Source organism: Thermogemmatispora sp., assembly GCF_019683755.1.
Taxonomy (GTDB): domain Bacteria; phylum Chloroflexota; class Ktedonobacteria; order Ktedonobacterales; family Ktedonobacteraceae; genus Thermogemmatispora.
Genome location: NZ_JADGHT010000004.1, coordinates 1 through 21,371 on the forward strand (window position 1 = coordinate 1; position 21,371 = coordinate 21,371).

General features: G+C 58.5%; 16 protein-coding genes. 11 read left to right on the forward strand and 5 right to left on the reverse strand.

Annotated elements, in window-relative coordinates:
- Nucleotides 1–557: 557 nt before the first annotated feature.
- The 3 genes from IRZ24_RS00810 to IRZ24_RS00820 form a co-directional block, all read right to left on the reverse strand.
- Nucleotides 558–2,135: a phospholipid carrier-dependent glycosyltransferase gene (locus IRZ24_RS00810; RefSeq protein WP_297159647.1), complete on the reverse strand. Its 1,578-nt coding sequence runs from the start codon at nucleotides 2,133–2,135 to the stop codon at nucleotides 558–560.
- Nucleotides 2,136–2,370: 235 nt separating this feature from the next.
- The gene (locus IRZ24_RS00815; protein WP_297159649.1) at nucleotides 2,371–4,263 is read right to left on the reverse strand and encodes an AAA family ATPase; all 1,893 of its coding nucleotides are present in this window, start codon (nucleotides 4,261–4,263) and stop codon (nucleotides 2,371–2,373) included.
- Nucleotides 4,264–4,442: 179 nt separating this feature from the next.
- The gene (locus IRZ24_RS00820) at nucleotides 4,443–5,105 is read right to left on the reverse strand and encodes a hypothetical protein (RefSeq protein WP_297159652.1); all 663 of its coding nucleotides are present in this window, start codon (nucleotides 5,103–5,105) and stop codon (nucleotides 4,443–4,445) included.
- 471 nt (nucleotides 5,106–5,576) lie between these two features.
- Here IRZ24_RS00820 and IRZ24_RS00825 point away from each other — a divergent pair, with 471 nt between their 5' ends.
- The 5 genes from IRZ24_RS00825 to IRZ24_RS00845 all read left to right on the forward strand — a co-directional run bounded on the left by IRZ24_RS00825 (nucleotide 5,577) and on the right by IRZ24_RS00845 (nucleotide 9,196).
- Entirely contained in the window at nucleotides 5,577–6,110 is a 534-nt protein-coding gene (locus tag IRZ24_RS00825) for a glucosaminidase domain-containing protein (RefSeq protein ID WP_297159655.1), read from the forward strand.
- 219 nt (nucleotides 6,111–6,329) lie between these two features.
- Nucleotides 6,330–7,607 (forward strand): hypothetical protein, encoded by a 1,278-nt coding sequence (locus IRZ24_RS00830; protein WP_297159657.1) that lies wholly within the window; start codon nucleotides 6,330–6,332, stop codon nucleotides 7,605–7,607.
- Nucleotides 7,608–7,631: 24 nt separating this feature from the next.
- On the forward strand, nucleotides 7,632–8,276 hold the full coding sequence (rsmD, locus tag IRZ24_RS00835) for a 16S rRNA (guanine(966)-N(2))-methyltransferase RsmD (RefSeq protein ID WP_297159658.1): 645 nt from the start codon (nucleotides 7,632–7,634) through the stop codon (nucleotides 8,274–8,276).
- Nucleotides 8,251–8,634 carry a VOC family protein gene (locus IRZ24_RS00840; RefSeq protein ID WP_297159661.1) on the forward strand — a complete coding sequence of 128 codons (384 nt, stop codon included), beginning with the start codon at nucleotides 8,251–8,253 and terminating at the stop codon, nucleotides 8,632–8,634. Before rsmD ends, IRZ24_RS00840 begins: the two co-directional genes overlap by 26 nt.
- A gap of 58 nt (nucleotides 8,635–8,692) precedes the next feature.
- Nucleotides 8,693–9,196 carry a helix-turn-helix domain-containing protein gene (locus IRZ24_RS00845; protein ID WP_297159663.1) on the forward strand — a complete coding sequence of 168 codons (504 nt, stop codon included), beginning with the start codon at nucleotides 8,693–8,695 and terminating at the stop codon, nucleotides 9,194–9,196.
- Between the two features lie 113 nt (nucleotides 9,197–9,309).
- Here the strand turns inward: IRZ24_RS00845 and IRZ24_RS00850 are convergent, their stop codons facing one another.
- Together IRZ24_RS00850 and IRZ24_RS00855 are read right to left on the reverse strand one after the other, a co-directional pair.
- The gene (locus tag IRZ24_RS00850; RefSeq protein WP_297159666.1) at nucleotides 9,310–10,272 is read right to left on the reverse strand and encodes an HAD family hydrolase; all 963 of its coding nucleotides are present in this window, start codon (nucleotides 10,270–10,272) and stop codon (nucleotides 9,310–9,312) included.
- A gap of 108 nt (nucleotides 10,273–10,380) precedes the next feature.
- Nucleotides 10,381–10,896 carry an AAA family ATPase gene (locus IRZ24_RS00855; RefSeq protein ID WP_297159669.1) on the reverse strand — a complete coding sequence of 172 codons (516 nt, stop codon included), beginning with the start codon at nucleotides 10,894–10,896 and terminating at the stop codon, nucleotides 10,381–10,383.
- Between the two features lie 332 nt (nucleotides 10,897–11,228).
- Here IRZ24_RS00855 and alaS point away from each other — a divergent pair, with 332 nt between their 5' ends.
- The 6 genes from alaS to IRZ24_RS00885 all read left to right on the forward strand — a co-directional run bounded on the left by alaS (nucleotide 11,229) and on the right by IRZ24_RS00885 (nucleotide 21,330).
- Complete coding sequence (alaS, locus tag IRZ24_RS00860) at nucleotides 11,229–13,871, forward strand: alanine--tRNA ligase (RefSeq protein ID WP_297159672.1); 2,643 nt, start codon at nucleotides 11,229–11,231, stop codon at nucleotides 13,869–13,871.
- Between the two features lie 464 nt (nucleotides 13,872–14,335).
- Nucleotides 14,336–15,670: a cell division FtsA domain-containing protein gene (locus IRZ24_RS00865; protein ID WP_297159675.1), complete on the forward strand. Its 1,335-nt coding sequence runs from the start codon at nucleotides 14,336–14,338 to the stop codon at nucleotides 15,668–15,670.
- A gap of 175 nt (nucleotides 15,671–15,845) precedes the next feature.
- On the forward strand, nucleotides 15,846–18,503 hold the full coding sequence (locus IRZ24_RS00870) for a baseplate J/gp47 family protein (RefSeq protein WP_297159679.1): 2,658 nt from the start codon (nucleotides 15,846–15,848) through the stop codon (nucleotides 18,501–18,503).
- Between the two features lie 305 nt (nucleotides 18,504–18,808).
- Nucleotides 18,809–19,300: a Holliday junction resolvase RuvX gene (gene ruvX, locus IRZ24_RS00875; RefSeq protein ID WP_297159681.1), complete on the forward strand. Its 492-nt coding sequence runs from the start codon at nucleotides 18,809–18,811 to the stop codon at nucleotides 19,298–19,300.
- Nucleotides 19,297–20,406 carry an endolytic transglycosylase MltG gene (gene mltG / locus IRZ24_RS00880; RefSeq protein WP_297159684.1) on the forward strand — a complete coding sequence of 370 codons (1,110 nt, stop codon included), beginning with the start codon at nucleotides 19,297–19,299 and terminating at the stop codon, nucleotides 20,404–20,406. Before ruvX ends, mltG begins: the two co-directional genes overlap by 4 nt.
- A 30-nt stretch (nucleotides 20,407–20,436) precedes the next feature.
- Nucleotides 20,437–21,330, forward strand: coding sequence for an undecaprenyl-diphosphate phosphatase (locus IRZ24_RS00885; RefSeq protein ID WP_297159688.1), 894 nt, complete (start codon nucleotides 20,437–20,439; stop codon nucleotides 21,328–21,330).
- Nucleotides 21,331–21,371: the final 41 nt, after the last annotated feature.

Genomic DNA, 21,371 nt, shown 5'->3' on the forward strand with positions numbered 1-21,371 from the left:
GCTCTACTGCTCCCCATATCACGCTCTACATAGTAGTGCCATGTTGTGGCTGCTCCAGCGCAGTCTGGACCGCTATGGGAGCCACTGCCGATGCTGCCTGGCGCACCGGAAGGACTGGCGCCTTGCTCTCCTTTGCTGCTACCTAATGATATCATGCTAGCGAGACTTTGCCCACCGGCTCACCGCACCGGCTCGCTATTCGGTTGAGCAGCAGCAAAAGGCTGCAGCACGGATGCTGCAGCCTATCGATCTCCACCTAGATCTGTGGGCTGATGCCTGGCCTTCTCTGTGGGCAGGCGCCTCTGCAGGTGCAATGCAGTGCAGGCCGAAGCTCCAGGTAGGGCACTGGCTCTAGCGCTGCTCTGTTTGTCGGCGCGCTTGGAGGAACGAGAGAATCAACGATCCAACCAGGACACCCAGCAAGAGCAGCTCCATTGTACTGAATGTGCGGCGTCCCGTCATGGGCACCACTCCTTTCCGCTTCATGGCTTGCTTATTAAGCGAGTAACTGCTGCTTTTGCCAGAGCTAACCTGGCCAGCTACTCAACCAGGTTAGCTCAACGCACCCATAATTCTTGAGGATATCCTATGCTATCCTTGCCGTAGACACGCACCAAATGGAAATGTTGTGTCACCCAGCTATGATACTCCTCAACCTCTTGCAAGTGGAAGCGTGAGCTAAAGAAGAGGACGGCACGTACCTGCGGCTGCTCGCTGGCCTTGATGAGATCCTGCAGGGTCAAATAGCCGCTCTGGATACGCACCGATGACGGATCGACCAGCCAAGGAGGAGTATCGCGCCCAGCGAGAGCAACTGCTAGCGGTTCATCGCTGATTACCAGATCACCCGGCTGTGTAAAGCGCTTCAGATCGCTCGCTGCCTGCTGAAGCGGCCCTGTAGGTGTCACCGGAGGAGGCGGCTTCAATAGATAGATGATGTCTTGCCCGAAGGCATAGGCGCAGCCCACCGCCAGAACAATCGTGACGATCGCGCTGGTCCGAGTGAAGGAACACTGAGTCTGGCTCCTCTTGACCGAGAGCTGGCTGAACAGCGGCGAAAGGGCGGAACAGCCCAAGACACTCAAGCTGACGAGTGGCGGCACCAGCGCGACAAGGTGGTGGGCAAACAGCGGTCGTTGCTCCAGTAGGACAAGGATCGTGCCCAGGAACCAGACAAACAGTGGGATCACACGCCAGTCACGGCGCAGCACGGCTACCATTATCCCCGCAAGACCAGTGAACGTTAAGGGCGTTGAGAGGCCTTGTAGCAGCAAAGGGAACGTAATCGTGCGCAAGGTGTAACGAAAGATCACATTTGATTTTGTATGAAAAGAGACGATGCTCTGGAACATGGTGGAAAAGGAGCTAGTCCAGGGCAGGAAGAGCGCAAGTGTCACCAATACGAAGGCCCCTATACCAGCCACTGGCGCCCAGTAGGCCAGGGGCGTTGAGGAACGTTTCCCCTCAGATGGGCGTGTCAATTGCCAGAAGCGCATCAGCACCAGGATGCCGACGGGTAATAAGGCTGGGGCCACTAGAAACTTCGTCATAATACTCAGCGCCAGGCTGATTCCGCTCAGAGCTGCGAGCAGCAAGCCACGCCGGCCCGTCGGCTGTTTCCACCATTGAAAGGCCAGGCCTACGCCCAGCAGTGACAGGGCAACTGAGGGGCCATCTGCTTGAAGAACGCGCGCTTCGTGAAGAAACGACACACTGGTCAGAGTTAGAAGCAGCGCTACAAAGGCACCTTTATAGCCATAGAGGGCTTTGCCCAGTAACCAAGCGCCAAGCAGGCCCCAGAGCGAGAGCAAGGCCACGGCCAACCGTCCTGCCCAAAGGCTTTGGCCTGCGAACATATAGATCGGAAAGACCGATTCCAGAAAGAAAGGCGGCTGCGAGTAAAAAACCTGGCTATAGAGAGCAAAGCCGTGGCTCATCGCGCGCAACGACTGCAGATAGACGCCTTCGTCAAAGTCGCGCTCTAACGGCTGCCCAAGCTGATAGAGACGCATGCCCATCCCGATGGCTAGCAGGAGGCACAGCGCAGCTCTCGGCAACCAGCGAGAGCGTACGCTCCGGGAGCCGTCTGTCGCGGATACGGGGGCCTGACTATCCACGATGACCTCGCTAGTCATAATCTAACAAACCTCAAGCGATTCTAGGCTCTCTCCCTTGGAGAGACGTATTCCACTATACAACACAATAGTGCAATGGTCATCATCTTGAGAGAAATGGCCTGGTCTGCTTCGAGGAGCGCAAAAAATTCACGCCGCTCTCTGGGCGGCGTGAACAGCAGTCAGCGCTAAGAAGAAGCACAGCGATAGTGGATAGAGCTGTCCTACTGAGGGCCCTGCTGTCGAGAGAGGCCCATCAGCCTCCCTGGTGAGGAGCACTCTCAGAAGGAGTACTCTCGCCGGCAGCGTGGCCATTGCTGGCTGGCAAGAGAGCCAGATGGCTATCGCCATCGGCTTCATCCTGGCTTAGACCAAGCACCGGAGCCAACTCGGGCAGCAATTCGACAGTCACGCGATGAGTATCGGCCTGATTAATCAGCTCCTCGACCTCTTCGGGGGAAAGCTCGTCGCGCTCAATCAACGACTCGGCCACAGCTATCACCGCCTCGCGATGCTCCTGCAGCAAGCGTTTCACGGCCTTGAACTGCGATTGAAGTACAGCTTCAATTCGCTCTCTGAGCTGATCCATCGGGAACGAGGAGAGTATACTGCCTATGTCGGAGTCTTCAGGAACAAAGGCGCCGTAGGAGACCAAAGTACCGTCCATGCCGTAAAGGCCAATATAGGAGGCAGCCAGCTCAGTGGCGTGACGCAGGTCGCCAAAGACCCCGTCCAGTTGCGTATTCAGAAACAGTTCCTCAGCGGCGCGGGAAGCCAGACTCACCTGAATGTGGGCAAGCAACTCCTCTTTGCTCGTGGTCACAATTGTTTCCTTGGGACGTGGGAGAGCGAAGGCCGCCGCGGTCTTCAAATCGCTGCGCTGATGAATCGTCACGAATGGTGGCAGATAGCGATCCCGCAGATAGTAGGAAGCCACGGCATGGCCTGCCTCGTGATAGGCGATCCGTCGGCGCTCCAGGAGGGAGAGGTTGCTCTCACGGCGATAGCCCAACTCATGAATGTCCTGGGCCTCGATAATATCCTGATAGATCACCTCATCGCGCCCAGAGAAGTAGGCAATGATCACTGCCTCGTTGATCACGTGCTTGATCTCCACCGGCGTGTAGCCGGCCATGCGGTAGACCAGGGTATTAATCGGGATATTGGGATCATGCTTGACTTTATCCAGGTAGTACTGAATCACCTCGCCGCGGTACTTATCCGTGGGCGGAGCCACATTGATACGCCGATCAAAGCGCCCTGGGCGCAGCAGAGCCGGATCAAGCGCCTCGGGTAGATTCGTGGCCCCAATGGTCAGCACCGGCTCGCGTTGGACTCGACCGTGATAAAGGCCCAGGACGCGCAGAATCTTCTTAAACCAACCAGTTTCGACGGGCGGCGGGTCCATCTCCATCAGTAGCTGATTGAGGGCTCCCCCAGTGCCCATGAAGCCGAAGAGACCGCCGCCCATAGCGGGAACGGGCATGCGGCCCGGGCTGGTGCGCGAGGCTCCCAGGGCATCGATCTCGTCCAGGAACAGGATACAGGCCCCGTACTCACGCGCCAATTTGCGCGCCCGCCGATAGAGACGCATGATAATCAGCACGTCAATGCCCCAGAACATATTGCGGAAGCTGGCAGCACTGGCGTAGCCAAAGGGGACCTGAGCTTCACTGCTGATACACTGAGCCAGATAGCTTTTGCCTGTGCCGGGCGGTCCAGAAAGCAACAGCCCCCGAATGGGCTGGCCACCCATATCGCGGAACTCTTTGATCCCTTGGAGGATCGTCACGATTCGCCGTGCCTGCTCCAAAACCTCAGGATTGCCCTTATAGTCCTTGAAGCTAACCCCCGTCTCGCCAGGCATCAGCCAGTAGAGGCGGGGACGGCCCAAAAACCAGAAGAGGGCAATGAATTGGATCAGGATATAGAAGATGGCAAAGGCGACCTCAAACAGGTAGGCAAAAATTGCCTCAGGCGAAGGAGCACTCAACTGGGGGAAAATATTGCTGAAAAAGTACCAGAGAACAAAGCCTCCAAGAAGGAGCCAGAACCAGTTATGACGGACGAAGCGTCCAAACTGGTCGAGGCCCAGATCGATTGACCTGTCCAGCTCCTCTTGTTTCTCGAAAGGTTTCTCTGTCGCCATGAGCAGTCCCCTTTTTTTTCTTACTAGCCGGGGTCGGCGAGCGACCTCTTTGCTGACTGTAGCAGACAAGCAAACGAGACTAGTCGGTCCTGTCTCGCCTGCGCTCAGATAATGGCAGCCACGAACCTAGAGCCTGATTGATCCGACCAATGATTTCATCAGCGGCTGAGCTGCTCACGCTAGCTCAGGGCGTTTCGGAAGCTCACAAGGTCGATCCAGAGCAGCAAACCCCCATTCTGAGGCAGGGTCGTAAAGTGCCAGAGCATGAAACCGCTGGTGCCGCCGCCCGGTCCGCGCGCTCCCAAATTGACACTCACCAGACTATCGACAGTCGTATCTGATTGCTGGTAGACGCCGATCACGTGGATATCACGCCAGACCAGATTCGTTTGCTTTTCACTGTACTGGCTGACCAGCTCGGCTGGATCGGGGGGCTGAGCCATACGTAGCGTTGATTGCAGCATACGCAACGTAGACACATCGCCGTCACGCAGCGCATAGAGCCAGTCTTTCACTTTATCGCCGCCACCGCTGCCGCCATTGATATGGAAATTGAACTGATCCTGGGCGATGCCGAGCGGCCACTCGCCGGTCAGCGCATAGTTGGTGACAGTGGCGGTGGCCAGGAAGATCACGACGACCCCCAGGCTGAGCAATTTGTGATTACGAATCAGTGTGGCCAGATAGTAGATAGCTTTGATTGGTGGGCGTAAGATGGCCTTAACCTTGCGCGCAAGAGGTCTCTGCCCCAGGCGTGGGCGCAGCGGTGTGGCTCTTGGCTGCTTAAGCTCGTTCCTCTTCGCTTCCGGTAATCGCGGATAAGTGGGTGAAGGGTGAAGCATAGGACGTGCTCCTCACAGAGAAAGTCGGGGCAGAAAAGCTGCCCATGTGCGAGTTGATCCGCTCGCCGTGACAGTCCCCCATCCTGCTGTCTCTCTCGACTCTCCTCTGAGTTATAGCCTGTTTTCCTGTATCTAGCGGATCTTGCCCCTTACTTGCCTTCCTCATAAGATCGGGTGCCTTATTTTTACTGTATTGTACGGTGCGCTAGCCTGGCTGACAAGTGATTCTTATGAGGAAATCATCGACTGCTTTCCAACTGACGCCTACCTGACAAGTCCAGCAAGCGGCTGGCGTTTTCCCCTCTTCCATGCGATAATAGCCCCCGGTGGAAAGCCGACAACGGTCTTTATGCTTAGCAGCACTGCCAGGGCATGATACGCAGGAAGCAGACTCGTAGAGGAAAAACCAGAGGAGGTCGTCGCCGCCCTCGAAGCCGCAACCGGCAAAAGCGGCGCCTGCTAAGCGAGTGGATGCTAGTGCCGTTTGCCGCGCTAGTCATGATGGCGCTGCTCTGGCTAATCGCGGATCCTCTCGCTCTGCGGGGGGGAAGTCACTACGCGGTGGTCGGCGCCCCCTCAGTGTCAGCCAACTTCATTGATCAAGTACTGACGGCTTATGAGTCGCCGGCGGCGGGCAAGGGCCAGGCGCTGTATGCCGACGGCATAGCTTACCATATCGATCCTGTCTATGCCTTAGCTTTCTTTCTGGTAGAGAGCCGCTTTGGTACTGCTGGCGTAGCGCGCGTCACGCACTCCCTGGGTAATATCCGCGCGCTTCCTGGTGAGGCGAGCTATGAAGGCTACCGACGCTACACGAGCTGGGAGCAGGGTTTTGCTGATTGGTATCGTCTGATCGACGAGGAGTACGTTGCTCGAGGCTTGATCACCATCGACCAGATTGTGCCAGTCTATGCCCCTGCCACCGACAGCAACGATGTGGCGGCCTATATTCGTACAGTAAAGCTGGCCGTGGACACCTGGCGAGCAGGGAAGGTCTTCGTCTAGCCAGTCGTGCGCTACCTGTATGCCAGGTCTGAACCCTACTTGCGGGCACCAGAGAGATATTCATTTGGGGTATAATTGGGAGAACCAACCACGAGAAGCTCGGTGCGGTCTACTCGAGCAGCGTCATTGATTAGTGGCCTACTGGCGATGGTGGAGAGGGCGGACGGCATCTTGCCCGGTGGCGCCTTGACTGACGCGGACAGAAAGGCAGGTCTTGCTATGGATGAGGCTGTAGCGAAGGAGAGAACTTCAACTGGTGGGGCCTATATCTGGTTCCACTACAAAACACAGTTTGCTGCTCACGGGCGTCTCCATATCGTTCAAGTGGAGGTACCGGTGCCTGTAGATGCTGGCGCTGAGGAGCGTGAACGTCTCCTGGAGGAAGCTCTGAGCGGTTTGGATCAGTTCAGCACTCGTCTGGAGCAGCGTCTCAAGCAGATGGTGGCGCCATCCACGATGCCTGAGGCCTCACCCCCTGGAGATGAGAGTGGGCGCCCACCGTCCTCACATCTTGCCAGCTCGCGCGAGTCCTTGGAAGCGACGCGCTCTGCGCAACGACCGCCCTCGGCTCCTGCCGCTTCGGCCACCAGCCAGAGGCTGCCATCCGCCTCACAGCTCCGACGTCGCATGGCGCCTGCTTTGCCCTCAACTCCGGGCGTTTTTGGCAATCTCAATAGCGATCTCACTCTCCCTCAATTTTTGCAAATCCTGCGTGATAACTTCAACATGGATTCGAAACAGGCCATGAAGCTGCTCGGAGTGAGAAGCCTCAGTAATCTCAACTTGCGCGAGGCTCTGGACCAGCTCCGCTACCTCGTCGCCCAGCGAAGCCAAGCGACGAGTCCCTCCATGCCTGGCAAAGCGGCCTCTCTGGAATCTGCCTATCCTGGCTATCCCGCTGTCTTTTCGCAGCGCGAGTGGCATCAGGGGCATGCTCGCGGAAAGCTGATGATTGAAGCGGAGGAGCAAGAGCAAGAGGAGGCATATCAGGAGCCATTGGAGAAGGAACGCGCCGGGCAAACCTCTGCCCACGAGGCTTTCTACGCTGAAAGCGATATCGATGAAGAATATCAAAAAGCATCTTATCCAGAAGAAAGCAGCTTTCAACAAGATATAGTATACGAAAATGAAGAATGTGATGGCGGTCTAAATAAAGATAGTGAAGAGAATGAAATGGGAGAGGAGGGAGAGGAATGGAGTGCCGAGAGCCAAGAGGGACGACAGCTCTCAGTGCGGGAGCGCGTTCATGCGCGGACACTCTTAAACAAGCTGCGCGAAGTGCGCGGCAACACACCGGTCAGCCAGACACATCTGGCTGTTCTCTGGAACGTCATCGGAGACCAGATCAGTGAGGACGAGCTGTGCGAACTGATAGGCCGCATCTGGGGGGTCACGGCTCTCAAGCAGCTCAGCATCGATCAAGTCGAGGCCTTGATCACCTGGGCCAAACAGGATGACTTCGAGCGCGACGTTGCCATGATTCTGGCCCTGAATTGAGCGAGCTGGACAGGAGAGACAACTATGCGCGTGGTTGCTGGAGAGGCCAAAGGGCGGCGTCTCAAATCGCCACGTACGCCCGGTACCCGCCCAATTATTGATCGCGTCAAGACAGCGCTCTTCGATATTCTGGCTACACGCCTTGAGGGTGCCCGCTTTCTAGACCTCTTTGCCGGGACCGGTAGCGTGGGCATCGAGGCACTCAGCCGAGGCGCGGCCTTTGCCACCTTCATCGAGATCGATCCGCGCGTCCTTAAGGTCCTGCGTGAGAATCTCCAACTGACGGGACTGCTTGAGCGAGCTGAGACGCTGCGTGCTGACGCCTTCAAATGGCTAATGGCCCAAGCTCAGCAGGAAAGCAGGCCAGGGGTCAGCAGCGCTACGGTTCCCCCATCTGTACGGGCAGCCTATGATATCATTTATGTAGCCCCGCCACAGTATCATCAGCTAGCTGCTCGGGCGCTAGCTCTGCTCGATCGCTCACCACTCCTAAGCGAGAGTGGTCTCGTGATCGTCCAGATTCATCCTCGCGAGCGAGATGAACTGCTGGCGGTGCCGCTGACGCGCCTGACCGTGGAAGACGAACGGCGCTACGGCAGTACCCTCTTGCTGTTCTACGCCGTCAAAAAGGAGCTTACTGGCTATGACACTCAAGCTGGAGAAGCCTGACTATATTGTGGTTTACGTCAGCGATATGGAGCGCTCAACGGCCTTCTATCGCGATGTGCTCGGCTTACCTCTGCGCTTCAGTTCGCCGGGCTGGACCGAGTTTGAGACCGGCTCCGTGCGCCTGGCGCTCCATCGCGCTGGAGGCCAGGGACAGGCTCAGTTCTATCCTGGACGGCCACCGGCTGGCGTCGCTCATTTGGCCTTTGTAGTTCCCGATATCCAGGCGGCCTATGAGGAACTGAAGGCACGCGGAGCGACCTTCTCGCAGCCGCCGGAGAAGCAAGTTACCGGCAATCTGATCGCCGTCTTGCATGATCCCGACGGCATGGGGATTACGTTGCAGCAGCGTCTGACATAACGGGTGATAGCAAGGTGGCCACTCGCCTCACGTTGACAGGGGCAAAGGAGTTCAGACTATGACCACCGGTGGACCGGCCCGCGGGCGCTTCGCCTTTCTGGATGCTGGCGAAACAGCCCGCCGTTTAGGGATTGATCGACGCACACTGGAACAGTGGGTCCAACAGGGACGGATTCGGGCCTACAAGGGAGTAGGGCGCGACTACTTTTTCAAGACCGCCGACGTGGAAGCTCTCTACAAAGAGCTACACCCTGAACCTGAGCTGGCTCAGGCCATTGCTGCCGATGAGCAGGAAAGCGCCGAGGCTGCAGGCGGCTCGGGCGGTCCACAGCCGCTGCAATTCATACCGCGGCGCAAGCAGCAGGACCCGGCCATGCGCGTCTACCTGCGCCTGCAAGCCGACACCAAGTGGTACGATGTTTCTGAGGAAGACATCCGAACCTGGTTCATGCAGCTTGCCCCGGAAGGCTATGAGCGCAATCGGCGCAATGCCTTGCATGCCATTCAGAAGCTGCAATACCTCGTTAGCCTGATTGAAGAGGCGCAGAAGCGTGGGCCCTGACTAGCAAGTCGGGGCCGTGCTTTGCCGGGGGGCCAACGACTCCAGTGCTTGACCTACCGGAGGAGGCCGGCACTGGAGTCGCTGGCAGCTTTTTTCTCACAGAAGAAGGCGGCTTAGAGAGAGGACAGACAGGGAAGCAGCTCGGCTACCTCGCGGATAATCAAATCAGCACCGCGTTCCCGATACAGATCCACCTCATCGGGGAAGACGCGCATCACCGCTAGAAAATCCGGCTCGCCCGGGGCCTGGGTACGCCGATAATTCAGGACCAAATCGAGATCGTCAGCCGTATCGCCCACGTAAAGACCACCAGCGGCCCCCACAGCCGCAATGGCCAGGCGCAGCGCGCGCGGATCAGGCTTCAAACAATCATCGCCGCTGATCACCACATCCCACCAGGGTCCACCACTGTGAGCGGCCAGCCGCTCCAAAGCACTATCGACCTCGGGGCCGATGCGGCCAGTGATCAGCCCCAGCTTACGCAGGCCGGCGTCATGCAGGCGCATTGGCAGATCAGGAGGCAGCAGCAACGTCTCACGATGAACGAAGCCAGGCCAATCAGGCAGATAACGCGGTTCGCGTCCGAAGCGTCGGCGATACTCAGCCGCGCCCCAGTAGAATTCATGGCACAACTCGCCCACCAGCTCAAAGTCGGGCAGAGCGCTGGCAGGAATCACCGAGCGCACCCACTCCAGGCCGCCATGTCCCTCCAACATTGCCGCCCGTGCCAGTTGCATCCATTCGCGATTACTGCGCTCCGCCAGCGGGGTCCCACGCCACTCACGCAGCTTTGCCGTATAGAGTCCCGCCAACAAGTAGCACATATGCCAATCGTCATTGAAGCCGCCGGCCTGTTTAAAGAGCTTGACATCATCGAGCGTGAGCAAGGGGCGACCCGCAGAGCGGCCCCAATCCAGGCCGTGGAGCGTTCCCACAATATACTCAGCCACAGCGATATCGGTAGCACGGAACGATTCGCTCGTTTTGATCAAAACGCCATCAACATCAAAAAAGAGCGTATCGCAGGGAACCGGAAGACGCAGACCATCACGTTTCCACGGGAAGATCGAATCCATCGAATAAAGGCAATCCTTTCTCTCAAAGTTGAGTTAATCTCATAACAGAGCAGAAAGAACAGGGCGAGCTGACCTGAGTGCCATAGTAGGCATGGCACAGGTCGAGAATCAAGGATCGATTTCGATGACAGCCTCCATATCCCGCTCATCGAGCAGATAGACACGATCCCATTGCTCGCTTGGGATCTCCTGCAGGGCCTTTTGCAGGAGGCGAGCATGGTACTCGATCACCTGGGGGCCAACCTGGCGCTCGCGCTGGCGGTCGCGCTCCAAGCAAGTAGCGGGCGAAACGTTGAAGACCACCAAGCATTTCAGGTAGCCGAAATGGAAAGCCAGCTCCCAGAGCTTGCGACGAGCCTCTGCATGGAGGGCTGTGCTATCCGCGACCGTAAAGCGTCCATTGAAAAGGCGCTTCCTGATTATATAGTGGAAAACGTCGAAAGTATCGCGGTTGACCTGCTGATTGGTCGGATCGTCGCAGACCAGGGCCCGGCAGTAGTCGGAGGAGACCACCATTGTTGGCACTGCACTGAAGTAGCGCGCTGCAAAGGTACTCTTGCCGGAGCCGGCTGGCCCGCAGAGGACCATGAGCGTGCGACGGGGAAGCTTCATTGAAACAGGCATGCACCTCGCTCCTTTCCACAGGCATTGCGATAGGTCCCTGGCTTTGATATAATGCCCGTGCACAAATGGCTCTAGTATTACCTATGCCCGATCTGGCGGGACGCGGCATCGTGCTGGGGAGGACGCTGGTTCTATTATCCACACCGGATCTCATCTACGCTACGTATAGCGATCTGGACCGATGAAGTGGCGCGCTTGAGCGCTCACCATACCAACCAAGACCAAGGTGCTGAGCCTATCAAGCCGATCTGTTTTGGATTGGTAACTTCCAAGCCGTCCCGCTCAGGTGCCGCGGGTGAGCCCGGCCCGATTGTACTAGTGAGGAGGCAGCTGTGTCTGTAAAAGTGCAGCCTACCACTGCAGAAATTCGCCAACGCTTCCTGGACTTCTTTGTCCAGAAAGGTCACTATCTGATGCCCAGCTCGTCGCTCATCCCGCGCGACGATCCGACGGTGCTCCTGACCACCGCCGGCATGCAGCAGATGATTCCTTTCTTTCTGGGGCGCGAGACGCCTCCCGCCACGCGGCTCACCTCGGTGCAGAAGTGTTTCCGCACGACGGATATTGATAAAGTGGGCAATGAGCGCACGCTGACCTTCTTCGAGATGCTGGGCAATTTCTCGGTGGGAGACTACTTCAAGCGTGAGGCGATCGCCTATGCCTGGGAATTTCTGACCCAGGTCGTAAAGATCCCTCCTGAGCGTCTCCATCCAACGGTCCACCCCGAGGATGACGAGGCCCCGCGCTACTGGACGGAGATCACCGGCATTCCTGATGAGGCCATTGTGCGCCTGGAAGATAACTGGTGGGGGCCGCCGGGAGCCGCTGGCCCCTGTGGACCGGATTCGGAGATCTATTACGATCGCGGCGTCGAGCATGGCTGCGGTAGACCAGACTGCAAGCCCGGCTGCGAATGCGAGCGCTTCCTGGAGATCTGGAACCTGGTCTTTATGCAGTTCTATCAGGATCTCGATGGCAAGCGCACACCTCTGCCGCGCAAGAACATTGATACGGGCATGGGCCTGGAGCGCCTGACGATGGTCCTCCAGGGCAAGCAATCGGTCTTTGAGACGGACGTCTTCCGAGCGATTATGGACCGCTTCGCCAGCCTGGCCGGCACGGCCTATGGCCGCGATGCCCGCACCGATACGTCGCTGCGCGTCATCGCCGACCACGGGCGCGCCCTGGTCTTTCTGGCTGCCGATGGCGTGCTGCCCAGCAACGAGGGCCGCGGCTATATCTTTCGCCGCATCCTGCGTCGCGCCGTCCGTCACGGTCGCTTGCTTGGACTGGAGAAGCCCTTCCTGGCCGAGGCTGCCGATACCGTGATCGAGCTGATGGGCGGCCACTACAGCGAGCTGCGCCAGCACCGCGATCGCATTGTGGCTCTGCTCAGTATGGAAGAGAAGAAATTTAATCAAACGCTCTCCACCGGTCTGCAGCTGCTGACCGAGCTGCTAGCTGAACTGAAGGAGCGCGGCGCGACGGTTATCCCCGGGGTCGAGGCTTTTAAGCTGTACGATACCCACGGCTTCCCCTTGGAATTGACTCAGGAGATTGCGGCGGAGCAGGGCTTCACCGTCGACGTAGCGGGCTTCCAGGAGGCCATGCGCCAGCAACAGGAGCGCAGCCGTGCTGCCAGCCCCTTCGCCCAGGCCCGCAACGATCAGCAGCTCGCCGAAGTCGCAGGCCGTGTCACCTCAACCACCTTCCTCGGCTATGAAACCACCAGCGCTAGCGGCACGGTTGTGGCGCTGCTGGTCAATGGTGAAGAAGTCGAGAGCGTCAGCGCACCGCAAGAAGCGCTAGTGATTCTGGATCGCACCCCGTTCTACCCCGAGGGCGGCGGCCAGATCGGCGATCGAGGCCTGCTCAAAGGAACGGTAGGGACCTTTGTCGTCGAAGATACCCAACGCCCTGTCAAAAGCCTGATTGTCCACTATGGCCGCGTCACGGAGGGCTACCTGCGGGTCGGCGAGACGGTCCAGGCAGAGGTCGATGCCCAGCGTCGTGAAGACACTATGCGCAACCACAGCGCCACTCATCTGCTGCATAAAGCCCTGCGAGACCTGCTTGGACCCCAGGTTGAGCAGCGCGGCTCGCTGGTTGAGCCGGAGCGCCTGCGCTTCGACTTTGCCTCTCCTCGTGCTCTCACCAGCGAAGACCTGATCCGTCTTGATGAGCTGGTGAATACCTGGATTCGCGCCGACTATCCGGTTATCACCGAGATTATGCCACTGGAGGAGGCGCTCAAGACAGGGGCGATGGCCCTCTTCGGGGAGAAATATGACGAGCAGGTGCGCGTTGTCTCGATGGGCAGCAGCAAAGAGCTGTGCGGAGGTACGCACTGCCGCGCCACCGGGCAGATTGGCATCTACGTCACAACGCAGGAGACAAGCGTTGCCGCCGGCATTCGCCGTATCGAGGCTCTCACCGGACGCGGCGCTGAGCAGTATCTCCGCGGGCGTAAGACGCTCGTCGAAACCCTGGCGAGCCGCTTGCAGACCCAGCCGGACCATCTGATCGAGCGCGTTGATCAGCTACGCGACGAGCTAGCGGCATTACGTCGCCAGCTGGGGCAATATCAGCGAGAAGAGGCCAGACGCCAGGCGGCCTCCTTGGCAGAGCAGGCGCGCGAGGTGAAGGGTGTACCGGTGGTGGCAGCCAGCCTTTCGGCTCCCGACGATCGCGTGCTGCGTGAGATTGCTGAGATGACGCGCAATAAGTTGGGACGCCCAGGCGTGGTAGCGCTTGCCGCATCCTACGATGAACGAGTAAGCGTGCAGGTCCTGGTCGCTCCCGAGCTGGTCCAGCGTGGTGTACACGCTGGCAAGATCGCCTCCGCCGTGGGCCAGCGGCTCGGCGGAAAAGGCGGCGGTCGGCCAGAATATGCTCAGGGTGGCGGACGCGACAAAGAGGCCCTCAGCGCAGCACTGGCCCTGGTGCCTTCGCTCGTTGAGCAGGCCCTGAGTTGAGAGCTGACCGGCTGGCCCGAGCAGGGGCCTGCCAGGCCTCACCCAGGACAACATCAGCAGGCTCCTACTTGGGAGAGGGCTGGCTCCACAGTGAAGAGAAGCCAGCCGATGGAATCGCTCGCTGGCTCTGCCAGGGCCAACCAACCAATCGACCTGGCTGGAATGAGCCAGGCGTAAAGCAAGGATGCTGCCACACTGAGGTCGGACCCGGGCGCTGCCTACCTAAGTAAGGCCGGCAGCGACCTCGCGGTCAGGAAGACGAGGGAGACTCATCATCACAGGGCAGGCGGTGCACACTGGCTGAGTGGGGCGGCCCACAGAAGGTGCGAAGCTGGTGCCCCTTGTTGTCCAGCAGGCATTGTGTTATAACGTACGTGTAGTGCTCGTGTTCACCTATTAAAGCCTGGACCGAAAGGCGGCATGTTCTCTGTGGCATGCATCAACAGGGGATGTTGTGAGTTCTGATGGTAAAGCTCTTTGACCGCTTGCGCTCTTTCTTCCGAGGACCGATCAGAGAGGGCAGCTATGAGTATATCCCCGAGGACGGCTACGAGGAGCAATACGGCGACGGGGGCGGACGCCAGTTCTATACTGCCCTCGATATTGGTACGGAGTACGCCAAGGCGATCGTCTTCGAAGTAGTGGAGGATCAAGGGATCGTGCTGGGTGTGGGCCGACATCGCCAGAGCTACTCACATATGTCCGATGGCATCGTCACGGATATCGAGGGGGTCATCCATGGCTGCAATGAGGCTCTAATCCAGGCTGAACGAGCTGCCGGTGATATCGTGGCGCCGGATGCCGTGATAGGCATCGCTGGGGAGTTGGTCAAGGGAAGCTCGATTACTGTGACCAAGACCCGCCAACAGCCAAACAAGTTCATCACACCCGATGAGCTGGAGAGCCTGATCGGCATGGCGCAGCAGAAGCTGCTGAAGAATGCCCGCGATCGTATTGCAGCGGAGACGGGGTATCAAAACATCGAGGTGCGTCTTACCAACGCTGCGGTGATCTCCGTGCGCGTCGATGGGCAAGTGGTCACCAACCCCATTGGTTTCCGTGGTCGCCATCTCTCTCTTACTCTCTTCAGCGCCTTTGCGCCCCTCATGCAGCTAGGAGCGCTGGAAACAGTGGCTCAGGGCCTGGATCTGCGCCTGGTGGCCATTGTGGCGGAGCCGTATGCTCTGGCGCGCTGCCTCAGCACCAACGCCAGTGCGGATAGTGGAGCGATCTTCATCGATGTGGGAGGTGGAACCACCGATATTGCCCTGGTGCGCCAGGGAGGCATTGAGGAGACACGGATGTTTGCCCTTGGGGGGCGAACGTTTACCCGGCGCCTCGCGACGGGCAAGGGTCTCTCTCTGAAGGAAGCCGAGAAACTCAAGGTGCTTTACAGCAATGGGGGGATTAAGGGGCATGAGCGCGAAGAGATCAAGGCGATTCTGGCTCCCGAATGCCAAACCTGGATGGATAGTGTAGAATTGCTCATCGAAGAGTTGGCGAAGAACGAGCTTCTACCTCCTGCCATCTATATGGTCGGCGGAGGCTCAGCTCTCCCCGACTTGCAAGAGAAACTGCGTAGCTTCCCTTGGACAGAACGGCTGCCCTTTGCTCGTCCACCGCTCATTGAGACGGTTCAGCCAGATATGGTCACTAGTATCCTTGATCCGCGTCAACTGCTGCGTGATGCGCAGGATATTACACCGATGGCTCTGGCGTATCAGGCGATCGAGCTTCAGAACGAGAACAGCGCTCTAGAGCAAGCGCTCTATAAAGTCATTCAAAATATGCATCTCTGATCCGCCAGCGCGCAGCGAGCGGACAAGCAAATGAGCAGGCATGAAGAACGTTTACCTCTTCAAATGTTCGCCTGAGCTGACAAGCTGAAGAGCACAGACAAGATGGAACAACGACACGAGGCAGGGCCCACGTAGAAGCAGTTGCGTGCTGGCCTGCATGCAGGGAGTAGGGCACATGTCTGACGAGCAGCAGATTATTTATCTTGGTCCCGAGGAAGAACTGACCGACGTGCGCCAACGCCTGGAGAAGGCGCAGGCGCGGCGCCTCATTCTGGTGGTGCCCCCGCAGACCAAATTGCGCAGCCATGTAGGGTGGCGGCTGCTGCATGCACGCACACGTGAGCTGGGCAAAGATGTGCTCGTCGTCAGCTCGGATCGTCAGGTCCGTGTAGTGGTCAAAGCTGCCGGCTTCAAGGTAGCGGAGTCGCTGACCTCTCCGCCCAGCAGTCGGGCGCGGCCTGGCAGCCGGCCTGCACGTGTCCTGCAGCATGGCTCTAGCTCGCGGCCAGCAACACGCGGCTCTACGGGGCGTATGCGGACTGAGCAGCAGCGTAGCGCCTCTGCCGGCGCTGGAGAACGAGAGAGCAAGCCAGTACCGCCGCGCGCGCCCCTGGTTAGCCAGGGTGGGTGGCCAGAAGTGGAGGAGCGCGAGACACTCTCAAGCTCCCTGGGGCGTGTACGCGAAAGCCAGGGTCCTTTCATCGAAGACCTGGCCAGTCCTCAGCATCCCGCTGAAGCCGGCGGCTCTGCCCGCCGATACTCTCAGCCATCGACCGAGCACTCCTATGACTTTCATATCGAACCAATCGATGCCTCCGCGGCGATCTCTCCACTCCTCCCGTCTGAGCAAGAGGAGGATGAGACTGAGGATACGCTGCTGGAGGATTTCCGCACTGCCCAGCACATCCGCCAGGCCGCGCAGCAAGGTTCCACTTACGCTGCGTCTGCCGCCCTGGATCGGCAGTCCTATACTACTGCCCCCCTTGGGACAGAGGAGAGTCACCAAGCGGAAGAGGAAATCTTCGACCCTTTCAGCCGCATCGAGGACCTCTCTCCCAGCCCTCTCCCCGAGCAGCGCGGAGCGTTTGCACCCGTCAACGAGGTGGAGGACGACATTCCGGCGATCTCCAGCCGACGTGGCACCCTTCTGGAAGCCGAGGTCGAGGATCTGGGTGATCAGGGGGATATCGCTCTGCCATCGACGCACTTTTCTGCCGACCGCTGGAGTACCTCTGGTAGGGAAGAGACCGCCGAGGAAGGTGAAGATCTCGCGTCCGCCGTGCCCAGCTCGGAAGGGCGGGCCTATGGCCAGGCGTCAGCTTCGCGATTGAGTGGCCTGGGAAGAGAAAGTATTCTTCCTGGTCCTGAAGAGGAGGGTGATGAAGAGAGTGAAGAAGGGCTACCGGATATTGAGGCACTTCCTACCCGGGCTTTGCCTCCCCGTCCTACTCCCGAGTCTCCTCGTGTCATCAGCGGTTCCCTGGTAAGGACACCGGCGGGGGCTACTTCCTCTCGGGCAGCTTCACCAGGGACAGCCCCACGTGGGCCAGACGAGCCGCTGCCGGGCCGACCTCAGAGCAAAGCTGCTCCTCTTCCCAGTGCCGGTAGTCGAGTGACGGCTGCTCGTGCGCCTCGTCGGCCTGCGGCCGCTCGTGGGGGAGGAGCCAGAGGTCCATTGCTCTTCGTCGGCGTGCTCGTGCTGTTCCTGGCTGTGATCGTGATGCTGGCCTACTATGTTCCCTCTGCAGATGTCAGCTTTACGCTGCCTGCAAGAACCTTCAGTCAGCATCTACAGTTTACCGCTACCTCAACAACACGCCTGAATCTGGCCGCTCGCACCCTGCCAGCACAGGTGCTGTTCTTCAATCGCACCGCTCAGGCTCAAGGGAGGGCCAGTGGACAGGCTAGAGTCGGGGTGGTCAAAGCGCGTGGTACGGTTGAGTTCACCAACAAAAGCACACATTCGCTGGTGATCCCTACGGGAACGATTGTCGAGACTGCCTCTGGCATCCAGTTCAGAACCACTGCCGAGCCGCTGGTTACACCCGGCATGACCTATCCGGTACAAGTTGAGGCGGTCAATCCGGGCACCAGTGGCAATGTGCCAGCCAATAGCATTACCGTTATTCCTCCTGAAAGCCTGCAGCAGATCGGCGCCTCAGCCAGCGAGCTGACCGTGACTAACCCTCAGCCTACCTCGGGCGGCGGCCTGGGCAGTGTCCCCCAGGTGACTAACGCCGATGTCAATGCGCTCAAGACCCAGCTAGAGGCCCGCCTACAGCAACAGATGCACGACTGGCTCAAGCAACAGCTACATAACGGAGATGTAGCCGGTCAGCCAGCGATCCAGGAACAAGTGAATGCCGTCCCCGCTGCCGGTCAGATCGCACCGGGGGGCAGCTTCGCAGCAACGCTTAGCCTGCAGGCCGCTATCCTCGTGGTGCGGGCTGCTGATATTCAGGAGGCAGCGCGTGCTGCCCTCAACGCCGCCATCGCTAAGCAGCAGCATGGCTATGCGCTCGTTGCTGAGAAACCAGTCTCTATTGGGCAGCTCAAGAGCACGCCCAACAACAGCGGTAGCTCGCTGACCGTCGCCTTTGACGCCACTGGCCTTGCGGCGCCGGGCCTTAGCGACGAAGAGCTGCAGAGCCAGCTCAGCGGCAAAGCCAAGGACCAGGCCCTTAACGACCTTAACAGTCTGTTGGCCACTCGCCTTGGGAAGCAGGCGGTAGATATCCAGACAGCCATCGCTGTCACCCCGAGTTTTTACCCCTGGATGCCGCTGCTGCGCGAGCATATCCATATTCACCGGAACATAGTAACCGTCTCTTAAGAGGACAGGAGAGACTGCGGACGAAAGAGAGAGCCGACGGAACAAAGACCGATCAGACTGGTCGGTCACTCCGTCGGCCTTTTTCATTGGCGGGCGACGGGCGCAGCGAAAGACAGAGCCGCTGGCAGAAGGCTTGTCAGTCCCGGCAAAAGGCGCTGGGAATGGGTGCCTGCCCGCCAGTCATTGCCATTCTTTCTCTCACGGCGTAGACAGCGAAGGGTTCCTTCGTTAGAATGCTATGGATACTGCTCTATAGTAAGAAGTAGTAACGGAGAAAGATAGCACGCTTGCCTGTCTGACTTTGTATGGCTCGCATACTGGCTTTAGATGTGGGAGAGGCGCGTATCGGAGTGGCCATCAGTGATGCCTCGCAGATTCTGGCCTCGCCCTATACAACACTGGAGGTAAGCGGCAACGAAGCCCAGCTTTGGGGGGCGTTGCAGCGCATCATTGAGGAGAACGAGGCCGAGGCGCTCGTAGTAGGGCTACCGGTCAGCCTTGATGGACAGATCCATCAACAGGGGCAGCGTGTGCTTGCCTTTGTAGAGCGCTTGAAGCGCCATATCAAGATCCCGGTGGATCTCTGGGATGAACGCCTCTCGACGGTAGAGGCACAGCGTTTGCTCGCAGAGCGGGAGCAAGAGGCAAGGGGGAGGCGTTCCAGGCGTAGTGGTCACCAAGGTGGTCAGGGCAAGAAAGGAAGGAACCGGCAGGGGATCGATGCTCTGGCAGCGACGCTTATTCTGCAGCAGTACCTAAATCACCGGCACCAAGCTTCAGAGGAAGCGTCACAATGAAAGTACGAGGTCCTCACCCTCCCCGCTCGCGGGGGGCCATTCTCATCGTCTTTCTGGTCTTCGCGCTGGTCCTGGGCCTCATCTATGTCTCCTGGAATTTAGTCACAGCGATGTTTGAGCCAGTCAGTCCTCCGGGCCAGGGGCATACAGTGACAATTATTGTCCAGGAGAACGAGACGGTACAGCAGCTAGCCAATGACCTCCAGGCCAAGGGGCTGATTCGGAACACGTTGGCATTTCGTTTCTGGGCCAAGATCAAGGGCCTGGACCAGCATTTGCAGGCCGGCGTCTACCGCAATTTGAACACCAGCATGAACATGAGCGATATCATTGATGCGCTCATGAATGCCCAGCCCGATCAAATCGTCGTCCGTATTCCGGAGGGCTGGCGGCTAGAGCAAATCGCGGACAAGATTGAGGCTGCGGGCCTGCCGCGTTTCAGCAAGCAAGATTTTCTCACCTATACGAAGAATCCGACGAAATTTCCTGATCGCAACAAGTTCCCCTTGTTGAAGCAGCTCCCGTCGGGGGCGACGATGGAGGGTCTCCTTTTCCCCGATACCTACTTTTTCGACCTTGGGGCAACTACGACCGATGTGATTGACCGTCTGCTACAGGAGTTCCAGGCCAAGGTACAACAGTACCATCTTGACACCAAGGCAGCGGCCAACCACATGACCCTCTACCAAATGGTAACGCTGGCCTCGATCGTTGAGCGAGAGGCGGCCTTTGATAGCGATCGTCCCTTGATTGCTAGTGTTTACTGGAACCGTATCTATCGCCCTAACGCAGAGACAGCCGGCTTTCTGGACGCTGACCCGACCGTCCAGTACGCGCGCGATTCGCAGCCTGGGACGAAAACCTACTGGGCGGCGCTGACTGCCGCGGGCAGGCAGGTGCTACCCGACAGTCCCTGGAATACGTATACCCATAAGGGTTGGCCGCCTACGCCGATCTGCAGCCCGAGCCTGGCCAGTCTGGAGGCGGCGGCCTCACCAGCCAAAACCGATTACTACTTTTTCCTGAACCGGCCTGATAATGGGCGGGCCGTCTTTGCAAAGACCAAGGCCGAGTTTGATCAGGAGGTTCAGAAGTACCTCAAGTAAGGAAGCAAAGCAAAGGCGAGAGTTGAGCTAATGAATCTGAATCTCGGACAGGTCATTTTTCTGGCTCTATTGCAGGGGGTTACCGAGTTGTTCCCCATCAGCAGCCTGGGGCATACGGTGGTCATCCCTGGGCTGCTGGGCTGGGGGGATCTTGTGGATAACGAACGCTTTGTTCCCTTGATTACGGCCCTGCACCTGGGAACCGCGCTAGCGCTCCTGATCTATTTCTGGCGTGATTGGCTCCAGGTGGTGCGCACCTTGTGGAAAAGTGTCAAAGAAGGTCGTGTAGAGCGTGGCACTGAAGAGTGGGTAAGCTGGTTGATCATTATTGGCTCAATCCCGACGGGGATTCTGGGAGTCTTCCTTGAGAAGCCCCTCAAGCAACTCTTTGCATCACCGGTCATCGCGGCGACTTTCCTGGTCGTCAATGGTTCGCTCCTCTTCTTTGGTGAAGCCTTACGCCGCTATCTGACAGCGCAGGAAGAGCGGCGTCTTGCGAGGAAGGATAGCAAGGCGGTATTGCGCCCGCTGGCCTCACTGTCCTGGAAGGAAGCGGTACTCGTGGGCTTAGGGCAGTCGCTGGCCTTGATCCCGGGGATCTCGCGCTCCGGAGCCTCAATGGTGGCTGGATTAGGGGTTCGTCTCAGCCATGAAGATGCGGCCCGCTATTCTTTCCTGCTGGGGACTCCGATCATCTTTGCGGCGGCGGTGCTAGAGATCCCACAGCTCTTTGGCCTCCCCTCATCGGTCCTGCTGCTGGTCTTTACCGGCATGGTACTCTCGGGTGTGGCGGCTTTTCTCAGTACTAAATTCTTACTGAAGTACTTCGAAACAGGAAACCTCTATCCTTTTGCCGTCTATTGCTGGGCTGCTGGGCTGATTGGGCTTGTTCTGCTCTTCTTTGTATTGCATAGCGCCTCCTGATTAGGTAGAATTGCTTAGAGGCCGCTGGGGCGACGAAGCCA

Bases quoted from the DNA above. Each gene is read 5' to 3' on its own strand.
- IRZ24_RS00810 (WP_297159647.1), bottom strand. From the start codon at position 2,135: ATGACTAGCGAGGTCATCGTGGATAGTCAGGCCCCCGTATCCGCGACA.
- IRZ24_RS00815 (WP_297159649.1), bottom strand. From the start codon at position 4,263: ATGGCGACAGAGAAACCTTTCGAGAAACAAGAGGAGCTGGACAGGTCA.
- IRZ24_RS00820 (WP_297159652.1), bottom strand. From the start codon at position 5,105: ATGCTTCACCCTTCACCCACTTATCCGCGATTACCGGAAGCGAAGAGG.
- IRZ24_RS00825 (WP_297159655.1), top strand. From the start codon at position 5,577: ATGCTAGTGCCGTTTGCCGCGCTAGTCATGATGGCGCTGCTCTGGCTA.
- IRZ24_RS00830 (WP_297159657.1), top strand. From the start codon at position 6,330: ATGGATGAGGCTGTAGCGAAGGAGAGAACTTCAACTGGTGGGGCCTAT.
- rsmD (WP_297159658.1), top strand. From the start codon at position 7,632: ATGCGCGTGGTTGCTGGAGAGGCCAAAGGGCGGCGTCTCAAATCGCCA.
- IRZ24_RS00840 (WP_297159661.1), top strand. From the start codon at position 8,251: ATGACACTCAAGCTGGAGAAGCCTGACTATATTGTGGTTTACGTCAGC.
- IRZ24_RS00845 (WP_297159663.1), top strand. From the start codon at position 8,693: ATGACCACCGGTGGACCGGCCCGCGGGCGCTTCGCCTTTCTGGATGCT.
- IRZ24_RS00850 (WP_297159666.1), bottom strand. From the start codon at position 10,272: ATGGATTCGATCTTCCCGTGGAAACGTGATGGTCTGCGTCTTCCGGTT.
- IRZ24_RS00855 (WP_297159669.1), bottom strand. From the start codon at position 10,896: ATGCCTGTTTCAATGAAGCTTCCCCGTCGCACGCTCATGGTCCTCTGC.
- IRZ24_RS00865 (WP_297159675.1), top strand. From the start codon at position 14,336: ATGGTAAAGCTCTTTGACCGCTTGCGCTCTTTCTTCCGAGGACCGATC.
- IRZ24_RS00870 (WP_297159679.1), top strand. From the start codon at position 15,846: ATGTCTGACGAGCAGCAGATTATTTATCTTGGTCCCGAGGAAGAACTG.
- ruvX (WP_297159681.1), top strand. From the start codon at position 18,809: ATGGCTCGCATACTGGCTTTAGATGTGGGAGAGGCGCGTATCGGAGTG.
- mltG (WP_297159684.1), top strand. From the start codon at position 19,297: ATGAAAGTACGAGGTCCTCACCCTCCCCGCTCGCGGGGGGCCATTCTC.
- IRZ24_RS00885 (WP_297159688.1), top strand. From the start codon at position 20,437: ATGAATCTGAATCTCGGACAGGTCATTTTTCTGGCTCTATTGCAGGGG.